Origin of the sequence: Weissella paramesenteroides (genome assembly GCF_036327715.1) — a bacterium.
In the GTDB taxonomy this organism is placed as follows: Bacteria; Bacillota; Bacilli; order Lactobacillales; family Lactobacillaceae; genus Weissella; species Weissella paramesenteroides.
Window position 1 is genome coordinate 1,752,083 of record NZ_CP130559.1, and the last position, 14,561, is coordinate 1,766,643.

A 14,561-nucleotide genomic window follows, 5' to 3' on the forward strand; every position below is an offset into this window, starting at 1 on the left:
CTATTCCGCATCTAAATCTATGCCTAATGTCTCGAAAATCCGATTAAGATCTTCATCCGACAAATAAGTGATTTCAATTTTCCCACCGCCCTTACGGTTACGGGTCATATGCACCTTAGTCCCAAACTTATTTTCTAAAGCTGTCGTTGATGCCTTGATATAAGGGGACAAACTTGGTTGATTTTTGGTTGCCGTTGACTGCTCATTCAATTTGTTGACTAATTGTTCTAATTGACGAACTGTCATGCCCTCGGCAATCGCACGTTTGGCAACTGGTACAATACGTCGCTTATTACGTAAGCCCAGTAATGTTCGTGCCTGCCCCATGGATAACTGACCTGCGTTTAGCAAATCTTTCACTTCATCAGGCAAGTTCAACAAACGTAAAAAATTAGCAACCGCTGACCGTGCTTTACCTAAACGCTTTGCCACTTGTTCTTGTGTCAAATGAAGACCATCCATCATATCACGATATGCTTGTGCTTCTTCTAGCGGTGTCAAATCTTCACGTTGCAAGTTTTCCAAAATGGCTGCCTGCAACATTTGATCATCATCCAACTTACGTACAATTGCTGGAATAGTTTCTACATTAGCAATTTGCGAAGCACGCCAACGACGTTCCCCAGCAAGGATCTCATACTGGCTACTGTTCTTAGGATTATGCCGTACAATAACTGGCTGCAAAACACCATTTTGCTTAATTGATTCAGCTAATTCCTGTAATTTGTCTTGATTGAATACCCGTCGTGGTTGAAAGGGATTAGCAACCATCTTGTCAACGGCAATTTCACGCACTTCATCACCAGTAGATACCGAAGCATCAAGCCCTTGATCAGCAAATAAAGCACCTAGACCGCCACCTTTTTTACCAAAGCCGCCTAATCCTGTTTTCTTAGATTTCACCATGAGACTCTAGGACCTCCTTTGCTAGTTGTGTGTATACCTCAGCACCCTTTGATTTTGGATCATAATCAATGATAGCCATACCACGAGATGGTGCTTCAGAGAGGCGAACATTACGTGGTATCACAGTCTCATAGACCTCACTACCAAAGTACTCGCGAACATTCTCAATAACATCAGCTGACAAATTTGTACGAGGATCGACCATTGTCATAAGAACCCCTTCAACCTCTAAGTCTGGATTGAAGTGGCGCTTCACTAATTTCATATTATTCATTAGTTGACCCAGCCCCTCTAATGCATAATATTCAGCTTGGACAGGGATCAAAATTGAATCAGCAGCTGAAAAAGTATTAATTGTCACTAGTCCTAGTGAAGGTGGATTATCAATTAAAATATAGTCGTACTGCTCTCGAATATCTCCTAGAGCATTCTTTAATCTCAACTCACGTGCCATTACAGGTGCTAATTCCAACTCTGCACCAGCAAGCCTAATCGTAGCCGGTACAATATCGACCCCTTCATGTGAGGTTGGTAAAATGACATCTTCTAATGGCACGTCATTAATTAACACGTCATAAATATCTTGTTCAATATTCGATTTATGCACACCAGTTCCCGATGTTGCATTACCTTGAGCATCGGTATCAATAATTAATACTTTTTTGCCAAAAGATGCTAACGAAGCAGCCAAGTTGACTGTTGTGGTTGTTTTACCAACACCACCTTTTTGGTTTGCTAATGCAATAATGTGTCCCATTATTTTCCCCTTCCTACAACGGTTTGCGTGCTGGATCTCCTGGTTTGCGAGGATAACGATTTGGTGTCGCACTAACCTTATCAATGATGATAATTGTCCTAGGATCACCATTAGGTAAGTTAACTGGTACTTCTTGACCAATCTTACCACCTAGTTTTGTAATCGCTCCCTGCGCTTCATGCAATTCTTCACTGGCAGCACTACCTTTCATTGCTAGTAATGCACCACCCACCTTAACCAGTGGTAATGTCAGTTCACCCAATACATTTAATCGAGCCAAAGCCCTAGCAGTCGCTACATCAAATTGTTCACGATTTGGCGCTTTTTTATGACCAAATTCTTCCGCTCGCGCATGAACAACTGTCACGTCTTCAAGACCCAGTTCGGTAACTAGCTCCTGTAGAAATTTTATGCGCTTATTCAATGCATCAATGATAGTAATTTTTAATTGTGGAAACGCTATCTTTAATGGCAGTGATGGAAAACCAGCTCCTGCACCAACATCAATCATACGAAGTTGATCAGTTTGTAGCTTAGGATACGCCCATGCTAAAGTTAGTGAATCATAAAAATGCTTCAAATACACATCGTCACGATCAGTAATGGCCGTTAAATTCATATGTTCATTAACCGATACCAAACGATCATAATACGTTTGATATTGTGCCAATTGTTTATCGTCTAAAATAACGTTTTTATCGCGTAGTGCCGCCGCAAATTCTTCGGGGTTCATTATCTTTCTCCAAACTGATTCCAATACTAAAAGAATACCGCAAAATGCCTATCTATTCAATAGATTGACCGAGTTGAATCTAAAAATCAGGGACTAGTGTTTCACGTGAAACACTAGTCCCTGATTTGTTAAATAACAGAAATTTTTGTCATAAATTATTCATTAGGGCGCCATGACTAGATACATTTTAGCTTAACCGTTGCCATATTTTCTCTTGTATTTTAGGCTGTGGGTCACTTTGAATATCCTCAATTGCCCGCCATTGTCCGCGAACAAGTCGCTGCGGTGCCACCTCTGCAGTTAAAATAGTTACTGTCCACTTTAAATGTGTGTATACGTGGGTAACTGGTCGCCCAGCCACTTTCTTTAAATCAGCCACAACACCATAATCTGTTGCCAATCTTTTTTGCGTCGCTGCAATCATTTCTTCTTCGGTCCAGTTTGCATCACTGTCCGTTATAAAATCAGTTAATGCATATAAGGGCATTGTCCAAAAATTCCCCAACAATCCATCAGATGGACGTTGTTCCCATAAATAACCTACTGAAGATCTGATAGCGATGGCAAAATAGGTCACTGGTTTGGGTTTAGGCGCTTTTGTCTTTACTGGATACAAATCCTCGGTCCCATCTAAATATGACGCATTAAATTCCTTAACCGGTGAATGTTCACTATCATAATTTTTTGCACTCATATATGATGATCCCAAATCCATTATCGCTTGATTAAAATCACCTGGACGTTCAGGGTCAATTAATTGTTGGCCCACTTCAAAGAAAATTTTTCTTGTTTTTGCTTGCGCAATATCTGCATCAATTTTGAAAAGCCGTGCAAAAACACGAAATGCATTACCATCAATGGCCGGCACTGGCTCATCAAAAGATATACTAGCAATAGCTGCTGCAGTATATGGACCGATACCCGTTAACTTTTGTAGAGATTGCATATCACTCGGCCAAACACCATCGTAATCATTAACTACTTGTTGCGCTGCTTTTTGCATATTTCGAACACGCGAATAGTAACCTAGCCCTTCCCAAGTTTTTAATAATCGTTGTTCTGGTGCCATTGCTAAGTCTTTTATCGTTGGAAAGTTTTTCATAAATCGTTCGAAATATGGAATGACCGTTTGAACTTGGGTCTGTTGTAACATAATTTCTGATACCCAAACATGGTAAGGTTCCTTGTCTCGACGCCAAGGTAAATCTGCACGGCCTTCTCTATCATACCAATCAAGTAACGTCTGACGGAATGCTTCTATTTTTTCTTCATGCCACATCTCAATCATGAAATTTTGCCACCTTTTTTAAAAGTTATTTATCCAGTGTAACATTTTCTAATTTCATATTTGCCTAAACCCTATTTAATGAGAGATAATAGAAACAAGAAAAAATTTAAGAAAGAGGCATTATCCTTATGGCAGATCAAACTGCACTTAAAAAATTAGCCGGTTATCGTGCAGCTGAATTCGTTGAAGATGGTATGGTAGTAGGTATTGGGTCAGGTTCAACCATTGCCTTTGTTATTGAAGCGCTAGGTAAACGTGTGGCGGAAGAAGGATTGAAAATCAAGGGGATTCCTACTTCTGATAAAACACGTCGTACCGCGGCAAAGCTTGGTATTCCCATGCATAATGTTGACGATGTTGACCACATTGATTTGACAATTGACGGTGCTGATCAAATTGATGAGAATTTTGCAGCAATTAAGGGTGGTGGGGCCGCCTTACTTTGGGAGAAAATCGTTGCCGTTAATTCACGTCGTAATATTTGGGTTGTTGATGACACAAAATTAGCACCACAATTGACTCATTATCTTCCTGTAGAAGTCATCCCCTATGGTGCTGATCAACTATTTAAGCGTTTGAAATATGCTGGTTATCAACCAACTTGGCGCTTGGACCAAAATGGTAACCCAGTTCGAACAGACTCAGCCAATTACTTAATTGACTTGCATTTCACTAAAATGCCTGATCCTTTTAAGTTGGGACGTGAGTTGACTAGCATGGTCGGTGTTGTAGAACATGGCTTGTTCCTAAATATTGTTGACCAAGTTATTGTTGGTCGTGCAGATGAGACGATTGCTGTTTTTGATGCTCACCCCAAGCCTTTAATCTAAACTAATTAAAAAGGGAGTTGAAACAAAATAATTTGTTCCAACTCCTTTTTTGACCATTAGCCAAATTTTAGGATGCACCTTTTTGATTCTTAGGAATTAAAATCTTAAAAATTGTCCCATGTGGTTTGTTATCCAAGATTTCGATCGTCCCACGATGCCCTTGAACGACCCACTTTGCAATCGATAATCCCAGTCCATGACCACCTGTGGAACGAGAACGTGCCTTATCAATTCGATAGAAACGATCAAACAAGTGCTTCTTATCTTCTTCTGAAACACCTTTTCCAGTATCAGCAACCGTTATCTTAATACCGCTACTTGTTGCTGTTGCGGTAATCGTAACACTAGCCCCTTCACCTGCATATTTTTGCGCATTATCCGTAAGAATCACAAGTAATTGGCGCAATCGCTGTGCATCGCCAATAATTGGTAACGTTTTCGGTACATCAACCTTTAGCGTTTGGTTCTTTTCATTGGCATTGTATTCATAAATGTCACCAACCTCACGTACCGTCTCTGCTAAGTCCATTTCCTCAAATGCAAACATTGGAATATCCGCATCGGCCTGTGATAACGTCAATAAATCACCAGTTAAGTGATTCAAATGTCTGACTTCAGTCAACGCATTAGCAACACTTTCAACCTGGTCCATAACAGTATCATTCGGATGCTCTAACATCCGTTCTAAATTATTTTGAATAACCGTCATCGGCGTTTTAAATTCATGAGCTGCATCAGCGACGAAGGTTCTTTGCTGATTCCATGATCGAATAATTGGACGCATATTAGCTCTAGTCAATGCCATTCCCATCAATAGAAGGGCCAGCTCAGATAACACATAAATCCAGAATAAACGTGTCTGGTATGACTCAACCAATTCATGTTCAGCCGTGACATCCACATATGCTAATTCGTCGCCATGTCGATTAAAGAAATACCAACTACCTCGATATTCACGCAAATAAACCCGATTTGCTTTTGGCAAGTTCAATGTGTGTTTAAACGAGTCAACATAGTCAGTGATTTGTGCCGTTTCAGTTTGGACAACTGGACGATCAAAACGATTTGCTTGAATATTAAAAGCATTGTCTACACGTGACTCTGCGTTGCCATACATCACTGTTCGAAACTGACTAATTGAAAAACTACCAATTAAAACGAACACTAATGTAAAACCAACAACCATTAAAATAGTCATTTTAACTTGTTGTGACAACGAAGCGCGGATTCTTTGCAGCCACTTTGGTAATCTCAACTTTTTAAAACGATAACGTCGTTTTTCTGCTGATTTAACTTTAGCCATTAGTCCTCAGTCGTCGCGTTTAGTGTGTACCCCACATTACGCAATGTTTTGATATTAACTTGCGCCTCCGCTTGACGTAAGTTTTTTCTCAAGTTTGACATGTACACTTCAACAACCGTTAATGATGTATCAGAATCAAATCCCCAGAGACGATCAAAAATTTGATCCTTCGTCACAATTTGTCCGACATGTTGTACCAAGTAAACTAGTAGACCAAATTCACGTCCCTGTAAACTAACCTCTGTATCATCAACTAGTACCTTGTGTTGATCCACATAGATCTGCACATTACCAACTTCTAAAGCACCATCTTGTCCCAGCACACCTGTATGACGTAATAGCGTCTTCAAACGTGCCAAAAGTTCTTCTTTATAAAACGGCTTTGTAATGTACTCATCCGCCCCTAAATCAAATCCCTGCATTTTGTCGGCTATTTCACCCTTGGCTGTCAGCATAAGGATTGGCAAATTGGGAAACTGTTCTTTTGCCTTCTTTAAAATAGTAAATCCATCTTGACCAGGTAACATAACATCCAAAACGACCGCATCATATACACCTGATTCAATTTCAAACCAACCTTCGTCCCCATCATGTACTTGAACGACTTCACCTAATTCAGAAATTGTTTCTTTCACCGTATCATTCAATGCATAGTCATCCTCGACAACTAATAATTTAATCGTATTTTCTGCCATAATATTACCGTCCCTCTTGCACTTGTGTTTGTTTTGTTATTTTTAATATAGACGCTGAACCTTAAAAACTGCCTATCCTTAGCTTACTCATACCTTAAATATTTAAGGTTTTTACCTAACATTATAGGATAATTTATTTAACAAAAGAAGAAATAATTATATATTAAAAAGTTATCAATCTACCAATTCAACGAAACTGGTAAATCGATAACTCTTAACTGTGTACCTAAAGATTACATACTTGCTGTCATAACACTTGCGTTATTTTCGGCCAGCGAAGTAACTGATTAAGCCAATAATAACCCAAATTCCCAAAATAACATATTCATATGGCCAAACTAATGACACACCTGTTCCAGGAATAAGCGTTGCCACCGCGATAAGAATAGCAATCACACCACCCAATATTGGTAGCCACAAATGTTTATTACGGAAACCACCCTTTAATTCGGGGTACTTTCGCCGAATAGCACACAGGTTAAAGGCATTGATTCCCCATGCTAAGGCAGTCAAGAAACCACCAATGTCTAGGAAGTAAGTCAATGCACCCTTACCTAACCAGCCAAGTGATAACACCAGTACGAGAGTCATCACAATGGCACGGCTTGGCGTACCATACTTTGGATGTACTTTTGCAAAATATTGTGGCAAAATTTTTTGTTCAGCTAGTGAATAAATCAAGCGTGGTGCTGCTGAGAACAATGCTAGGAAACTTGTTCCTAATCCTAAGAACGAAATCACAAAGGCTGCTGTGCCCAACAATGGGAAACCTTCTGCTTTAAAGGCATCAATTGTTCCCATTTCCATTTTTGCTGTACTCTGCCAAGGATGAATCCAAGCTGATGCTAACAATACTAATAAATAATAAGCTGCCGCAATCATAATGGCAATCACAACAATTCGTCCAATTTTTCGAGCTGGGGTTTTAACCTCTTCAGCCATAACACCAATCGATTCCCAACCTGTCAGGAACGTCATGGCTGGTAGGATAAATCTAAATATCTCAGGTGTCTTTGATTGTCCATCATAGAATGCGGGCCAAAAATTGCTAGGCTTACCATGACTAAAACCAACGACAACCAACACGACCCCAATGATAACCAGTAAGATAAACAATACAATTTGTACGTTACTCGTTAGACTAGCACCGCGGTAATTAATTGCGAAAATAAATAATGTAATCAATACGCCCAATGCCAATTCCGTATAATGAACCTTCATACCAGCAAATGAATAAGCCGGTCCAGTAGCAATTTGTGGAATAATCTGCGAAAGTAACATGCTGGATGCTGTCACGTAAAATGCCAAAGCACTCAAATATGAACCTAGCAATGCCCACCCGGCAAACATACCACCTTTTTCTCCAAATGCTTCATATCCATAAACAACTTCACCACCGGCTTTCGGATAAACCGTTGATAATTCGGCAAATGATAGTGAAACTAAAATCGCGAGTACTGATGCCGCCAATAAGCCAAAAATTTCTCCACCAGCGCCATATTGATGAAAAAACTGACTATTCGTGTAAATCCAACTACTACCAATTACACCACCGGAACCCAAGGAAATAATTCCTAATGTGCTAATACTTGGCTTAAGCCCATTCTGTGCCATAAATAATCCTACCTTTCCCAAAACCACCTTAAACATCATATCCAAGAAGCGAATGTTTTTACCCTAACTTGCCTACTATTAGGGAACCGCTTAGTGACATATAATAATCCCTATTTACCACAATAAAATGCATTTATTAAGACTTATTTTACCAAAAAATCCCAACAATGGGACTCCCTTTAGAAAAAACAAATTATTTATAGTAAAATTTGTTTAATTTGCTCATAACTGTTTGCCGTATAAGTCGGCTGATAGTCAAATGTATTATCCATTTCATTAGGATTGTACCAAATGCTTCGCAGACCCACACGATTTGCTCCCAAAATATCTGACTGTAAACGATCACCAATCATAAATGTATTTTCCCGTGTTAATTGCTGATACTTTTTAAAGATTGGTGAAAAGAATTCTGTACTTGGTTTAGAAAAGCCAATATCTTCAGAAATAAAATAATCATCAAAATATTTCAGTAAACCGGAACCTTCCAGACGATCAAATTGTGTTTTTTTAACCCCATTGGTACCAACAAATAATGTGAAATCATTTTGCTTCAAACTATCTAGTAAAGCTGCTGCACCAGGTAATGTATAAAAATTATGATTTAACATTTCACGATACTCGGCCTCTAATTTCACCCCGTTAGCATCAATGTCAAAAAGAGCTAACGTTTTTGAAAAACGGGTATCCAATAATGGTTGCCGTGGCACGCCACTTTCAATCTGCTGCCAGACTTTTTGATTAATGGTTTGATAAGTCGAAAACCCTTGATGAATATCAGCAACACCATTCGTTTTTAGAATTTTTTTCACTCCTTCAACTTCACCTTTTTGAAAATCTAATAAGGTATCATCGAGGTCAAAAATAATATACTTTGACATACTAGCTCCTTTACACTGAAAATCTGTTTTTTAATATCTTTGTTCCTTATCATAAATAAAGTGCACTAAAAATAAAAGTCATTTCATAATTTATTATGATAAACACAAAAGAGAGCGAGACAAAAGTTGTTTTGAAGCCGGTGTGTAACGTGATTTGCGCAATTTTTGGCCGTAGCAAAGCGAAGGACAGAGATTGCGCAAATTGCGTTACATTGAGGTTTCAGACTTTTGGAACGCGTTTATGCTATCAAACTGACATGCTTTTAATTAATACATTTTTAACAAAAAGAAGTTGGAACAAATTCTTTTGTTCCAACTTCTTTTTGCTAAAAATATACTAATTTATTGTGCACGACGGATAACCGCATCAATTGACAATGTCTGCATGGCTTGCAAGTATTCCGTTGCAGAAACTTCTTTTGTCGTTGCCAATAGATGGAAAACGCCACCAGAATTTTCAGAAAGCAATTGCTTATCCTGGAAGCCATTCCGCATGTAAAATGCATAGCGCTTAACACGTTGTTCTTCGTTTTCTGCTTGTTGGCCAGTTTCTTCAGCCTCCAAGATCAGCCCTTCTGGATAACGTTCCTTCAAAATAGCTAAGGCACGACTACCATAGCCCTTGCTTTGAATTGCTGCATCCATAGCGAAATATAATACAAAAGCCTTCGCTACTCCTATTTCACACAAATACAAGACACCAATTACTTGGTCTTCATCAGTAATTACTTGCATTCTTGTGCCACTCTGTTGCTCAGACATCGCAACTAAATCCGCAATCGGACGTTGCTCATATTCCGGAAAAGCCTCAAGATAAATACGTTCCCAGTCTGCTTCAGTCTTTGGCGTAACATCAATGATTTCCATTTTTAACACCTCATTCTATCGACATAAATTATAAACTCCTCATGATTATAACATGAATCTGCATTTATAAAAAAAGCATCAAGTTCGTCACTTGATGCTTCCGATTATGCTGTTAAATTACAATCCGCATAATCTTTTTAGTAGTTGCCCACTAAACTATACAGAACGTATCGCCCTTGTTTCCTTTTACAAGGGCGATACGTTTTGTTGATTGTGTATATCTGTCAAAACGTATCACCCCCTTTCCTAGATTACCAACCATTATAGTCGCTCATCTCAAAAATTCAAGGTAAATGCTTATTTTACTTCTGATGCTTTCGCAATCAAATGCGGCAATTTATGTCGTTGCACTTTGCCGCTCGCTGTCCGTGGTAATTCTGATACATTATAAAAGTGTGCGGGTACCTTATAATGCGCTAACATGTCTCGACCAAAATTGCGTAACTCTTGTCGAGATAATGACTTACCATCCGTAAACGTAACAAAAGCGACTGGTACCGCACCCCATTTTTCATCGGGTACACCTACCACTGCAATTTGCTTTATTGCATCTAGTTTCGCATAGATTGATTCAATTTCATCAGGGAAGACATTTTCACCACCTGATGAAATCATATCTCCTTCACGACCATCAATATATAAGAAACCTTCGTCATCTAACCAACCCATGTCACTCGTATCAAACCAGCCATTTTCGAATGTATTAGCATATTTCTCTGGTTGATTTAAATAGCCAACCGCTAATGTTGGCGATTTAATTTGGATGCGACCATGACGATTTTCATCCTGATGTGCAATACGAACTGAAACAGGGAACAGTGGCTTACCAGCTGACCCAATTTTCCGTTGCGCATTTGCCGCATCCAAGGCAATCACTTGTGATGCAGTTTCTGTCATACCATATGATTGTACAACTTCGATACCTGCTGCTGTTGCTCGTTGTAAAGTTGTTAAGTCAGTTGGTCCACCACCCAACAACATCGTACGAAAGTTTTTGTGGTAACGAGTTCCTTCTGGCAAATCACTCAGTAGTTGTGTCAACATCATCGGCACAACTGAAATCGTTGTCACTTCTCCACTTAATAAGGTTTTGTTAATGGCATGAACATCAAATTTTTCAAACAGACGCACACCCATACCATAAATAAGTGATCTCATCATAATCGACAAACCACTAATATGAAAAATGGGAACAACTGCCAACCAAACATCCTCAGTCATAATGCCCAAATTTAACGCTGAGCCAATAGCTGAATAAAAATGGTTACCAAAGGTTTGCATGACCCCTTTAGGATTACCGGTCGTTCCTGATGTATACATAATTGATGTTACTTTATTTAAGTCAAATTCAGCAACGGGATTAATTAGTTCAGTAACCGGTATTGCCAATACTTCGGCAAAAGAAACTTGCTTATTAACTGATAGCGTTAAGTGAAAATCATTATCTTGCACGACAACCTGAATACCAGCATCTTGTAATTGAAAATCAATTTCTCGTGCAGATAAACGACGATTAATCAGAACGATTGTTTTACCTAATTGTTGTACAGCTAGAATCATCAAATAGCCTTGCAACTGATTTGAAGTAATTACTGCAATCCGTTCTTCATTTTGAGCAATCTGCGCCAATTGTGTTGCAATATGTTGCACCTGGTCGTTCATCTGCGCAAAGGTCAACTTTGTTTCCTGATACTGAACAGCCAAATGGTCAGGTGATAATTGTGCCCGTTTTGTTAGCCAATTTTCCATGAATATTCCTTCTATATATTTTTAAAGTAAAAATCGAATAAAAAACCCGATAGCTGACATGACCTGTCGCTTACCGAGTCTTCATTATTTTTATGGGAACTTTGGATACTTGGTAAAATCTGGTTGGCGCTTTTCAAGAAAGGCATTCTTACCTTCTTTTCCTTCATCCGTCGTGTAATACAACATTGTGGCATCCCCAGCAAATTGTTGCAAACCAGCTAAACCATCTGTATCAGCATTCATCGCAGCTTTAATGAAGCGCAAAGCAGTTGGTGACTTTTGTAGAATGATATTAGCCCACTCTAACGTTGCATCTTCAACCTCAGCCAATGGTACGACACGGTTAATCCAGTTCATATCGTAAGCTTCTTGTGCTGTGTAGAACTTATTCAAGAACCAAACTTCCTTCGCACGCTTATGACCAATAACACGAGCTAAGTAACCTGAACCATATCCTGCATCAAATGAACCAACCTTTGGTCCAGTTTGACCAAACATGGCATTATCAGCAGCAATCGTCAAATCACAAACCAGTTGCAAAATGTTACCACCGCCGACTGACCAACCCTTAACCATCGCAATAATTGGCTTAGGAATAATACGCATCAAGTGTTGCAAATCCAAAACATTCAAACGTGCAATGTGATCATGGCCAACATAACCACCATTACCACGTACTGATTGATCACCACCAGAAGAAAAGGCTTTATCCCCTTCTCCAGTTAAAATAATCACACCAATTGACGCATCATCACGTGCAATTGAAAAAGCATCAATCATTTCTTGCACCATATCAGGTGTAAACGCATTATGATGACGTGGATTATTCATCGTAATCTTAGCAATTGCATCAGCACGCTCAAAGAAAATTTCTGAGTATTCTTTAACTGTTGACCATTCTACTGTCATATTTATTTTGCCACTTCCTATTTTTTATATCTGTACAATAAACACTACTAGTGCATTATAATCTTTTCTATTATTTTTTCCAAATTAATATTAAAATGAGGATTAATCTGATACTACTTTGAAAACGAGGGACAACCATGGATGCATTACAATTTTTAAACGTTGAAAACAAACTCGTAACTGCTGAAAAAACAATCATTCAACTACCAATCACCGACCAGATCAAGCAACCTTATGGTATCGTGCATGGTGGAATTAATGCTTTTCTTGCTGAAACAGCAGCCAGTCTAGGTGCTAACGCCAGTTTAACAAATCCCAACCAAATTCCTGTTGGTGTTGATATTCATACACATCATTTAAATGCTGCAACGACTGGTACATTACTTGCGATTGCGACACCCATCAAGTTAGGTCATCGCATTCAGACGTGGACGGTAGATACCATTATTGCAGAAACTAAGCAACAAACCTCAACATCAACTGTGACTATTATGATAACCACGAAACATTAATTTTCGCTTCAAGCTAACTTTTTTAAAACTTTGAACAAAAAATACCCCAATGGTTAAATTCACTTTAACCATCGGGATATATCTCAAATTTGGTGTTAGCTTGGGGGAGCTTACATCTCGTCCAAACGACCCCATTTAGGTTGCTCATTTGTTTGTTCATCAGTATCTGCAACATCATCTGTGACATCTGTTACAGGTGCGTGTTCTGCTGCTAATACATTCGTTAATACATCGTACAATGCAACCACCTCATCATGAGATAAGGTTAACCCTTTACCCATCTTACTATTGTCTGGTGACCATGAGCGTAAGTCGAATTTAGGTTTATTTTCACCCCATTGCACAAAGTTTAATTGCAATTCCCAACCACTTTTACTAGTTGATAATGTACCAAATTTTTCTAAAATATCGTATGATAATTTTGCCATTTGCGCCTCCTCTTTAACTGCACATTAGACGAATCCAATATCATGAGCCGTTTGCGTCTGAATCATCTCTGTGATTCTTTGCGGGTCGCGTGTTTGATCTAATACCCACATCAACTTTGCTACGACTGCTTCAGTATTCATATCACCAACTGTAACACCACCGGCATCCGCAACTCGTTTACCGACTTCATACAAATTAATATCTTGACCTTCTTCTAAAATTTGTGTCGTGATAATAACTGGAATATCTGCAGCAATAAGTTTCTCGATACCCGGAATCAAATTACGTCGTTGGAACGGTAAACCACCATTACCAAAACTCTCAATAATGACACCATGTGTATGCGCAACTAGATAATCAAATATATCTACTGAAAGTCCTGGAAAGGCCTTCAAAACAAAAATATTTGGATCCAAAGACGTATGGGCCTTTAATAATGGTTCTTCTGGCTCTGGTTCATATAATGACACCATTTCCCCAGCGTTCACACTTGCCAAATAAGGATAGTTAATACTCTCAAACGCATCATAACTCTTTGTCTTGGTCTTAACAGCGCGCGTCCCCATCATGACCAAACCGTTAAATACGAGATACACCCCCGTCAAATGTGTTTTACTAGCAAACGTGACAGCATCATCTAGGTTTCTAATAGCATCTGACTGCATTTCACCTAATGGAATTTGTGATCCGGTCAACGCAACTGGTTTTTTAATACCATATAGCAAGTATGACAGGGCTGCTGCGGTATAACCCATTGTATCTGTACCATGAGTCACAATAAAACCATCAAATTCGTCCTGATGTTCTAGTATGCGTCCGGCGATAATCAACCAATCTTCAGGTTGCATATTAGTTGAGTCTTTTCCCATGATGTTTTCAACAGACATCATCACATCATCACGTGGTACAACATAGGTCATCAATTCATCAGCTGTCATTCCTGGCGCTAAACCTTGAGCAGTTTTTGTTGACGCAATGGTTCCTCCTGTAGTTAAAACCAATAATTTTTTCATCGGCTTTTCTCCCATCAATTTAAACGACTAGTATCTAATTATTATCGCACACTTATATTTGTGAACATACTACTAATC

General features: G+C 39.0%; 15 protein-coding genes. 2 read left to right on the plus strand and 13 right to left on the minus strand.

Translation table 11 applies throughout. The features are described 5' to 3' along the window. The 4 genes from QRX23_RS08830 to mutY all read right to left on the minus strand — a co-directional run bounded on the left by QRX23_RS08830 (position 1) and on the right by mutY (position 3,684). Positions 1-906, minus strand: a complete 906-nt coding sequence (locus QRX23_RS08830) for a ParB/RepB/Spo0J family partition protein (protein WP_330155331.1) — start codon at positions 904-906, stop codon at positions 1-3. Further along, complete coding sequence (locus QRX23_RS08835) at positions 893-1,663, minus strand: ParA family protein (protein WP_002828102.1); 771 nt, start codon at positions 1,661-1,663, stop codon at positions 893-895. Before QRX23_RS08835 ends, QRX23_RS08830 begins: the two co-directional genes overlap by 14 nt. A 13-nt stretch (positions 1,664-1,676) precedes the next feature. Next, positions 1,677-2,396 (minus strand): 16S rRNA (guanine(527)-N(7))-methyltransferase RsmG, encoded by a 720-nt coding sequence (gene rsmG / locus QRX23_RS08840; protein WP_002828103.1) that lies wholly within the window; start codon positions 2,394-2,396, stop codon positions 1,677-1,679. Positions 2,397-2,583: 187 nt separating this feature from the next. After that, positions 2,584-3,684: an A/G-specific adenine glycosylase gene (gene mutY / locus QRX23_RS08845; protein ID WP_330155332.1), complete on the minus strand. Its 1,101-nt coding sequence runs from the start codon at positions 3,682-3,684 to the stop codon at positions 2,584-2,586. 128 nt (positions 3,685-3,812) lie between these two features. Between mutY and rpiA the strand changes: the two genes are divergently transcribed. Continuing rightward, complete coding sequence (gene rpiA / locus QRX23_RS08850) at positions 3,813-4,514, plus strand: ribose-5-phosphate isomerase RpiA (protein WP_330155333.1); 702 nt, start codon at positions 3,813-3,815, stop codon at positions 4,512-4,514. Between the two features lie 67 nt (positions 4,515-4,581). On the opposite strand, the gene QRX23_RS08855 is transcribed toward rpiA, so the two are convergent. From QRX23_RS08855 to menB, 7 genes are all read right to left on the minus strand, one after another. Then, positions 4,582-5,817 carry a sensor histidine kinase gene (locus tag QRX23_RS08855; protein WP_330155334.1) on the minus strand — a complete coding sequence of 412 codons (1,236 nt, stop codon included), beginning with the start codon at positions 5,815-5,817 and terminating at the stop codon, positions 4,582-4,584. After that, complete coding sequence (locus tag QRX23_RS08860) at positions 5,817-6,512, minus strand: response regulator transcription factor (protein WP_002828107.1); 696 nt, start codon at positions 6,510-6,512, stop codon at positions 5,817-5,819. The genes QRX23_RS08855 and QRX23_RS08860 overlap by 1 nt, the downstream gene beginning before the upstream one ends. Positions 6,513-6,773: 261 nt before the next feature. Further along, positions 6,774-8,126 carry an APC family permease gene (locus QRX23_RS08865; protein WP_330155335.1) on the minus strand — a complete coding sequence of 451 codons (1,353 nt, stop codon included), beginning with the start codon at positions 8,124-8,126 and terminating at the stop codon, positions 6,774-6,776. 197 nt (positions 8,127-8,323) lie between these two features. Beyond that, the gene (locus tag QRX23_RS08870; RefSeq protein ID WP_330155336.1) at positions 8,324-9,004 is read right to left on the minus strand and encodes a YjjG family noncanonical pyrimidine nucleotidase; all 681 of its coding nucleotides are present in this window, start codon (positions 9,002-9,004) and stop codon (positions 8,324-8,326) included. 342 nt (positions 9,005-9,346) lie between these two features. Further along, on the minus strand, positions 9,347-9,871 hold the full coding sequence (locus tag QRX23_RS08875; protein ID WP_140836556.1) for a GNAT family N-acetyltransferase: 525 nt from the start codon (positions 9,869-9,871) through the stop codon (positions 9,347-9,349). A gap of 297 nt (positions 9,872-10,168) precedes the next feature. Beyond that, entirely contained in the window at positions 10,169-11,620 is a 1,452-nt protein-coding gene (locus tag QRX23_RS08880; protein ID WP_330155337.1) for an o-succinylbenzoate--CoA ligase, read from the minus strand. A gap of 90 nt (positions 11,621-11,710) precedes the next feature. Next, positions 11,711-12,529, minus strand: a complete 819-nt coding sequence (gene menB, locus QRX23_RS08885) for a 1,4-dihydroxy-2-naphthoyl-CoA synthase (protein ID WP_002828112.1) — start codon at positions 12,527-12,529, stop codon at positions 11,711-11,713. A gap of 137 nt (positions 12,530-12,666) precedes the next feature. Between menB and QRX23_RS08890 the strand changes: the two genes are divergently transcribed. Then, positions 12,667-13,041: a PaaI family thioesterase gene (locus tag QRX23_RS08890; RefSeq protein ID WP_140836558.1), complete on the plus strand. Its 375-nt coding sequence runs from the start codon at positions 12,667-12,669 to the stop codon at positions 13,039-13,041. A gap of 110 nt (positions 13,042-13,151) precedes the next feature. On the opposite strand, the gene QRX23_RS08895 is transcribed toward QRX23_RS08890, so the two are convergent. Both QRX23_RS08895 and QRX23_RS08900 read right to left on the minus strand, forming a co-directional pair. Further along, positions 13,152-13,469: a YdbC family protein gene (locus tag QRX23_RS08895; RefSeq protein ID WP_330155338.1), complete on the minus strand. Its 318-nt coding sequence runs from the start codon at positions 13,467-13,469 to the stop codon at positions 13,152-13,154. A gap of 24 nt (positions 13,470-13,493) precedes the next feature. After that, a complete protein-coding gene (locus QRX23_RS08900) occupies positions 13,494-14,483 on the minus strand; it encodes an asparaginase (protein ID WP_330155339.1) in 990 nt (329 codons plus the stop codon). Positions 14,484-14,561: the final 78 nt, after the last annotated feature.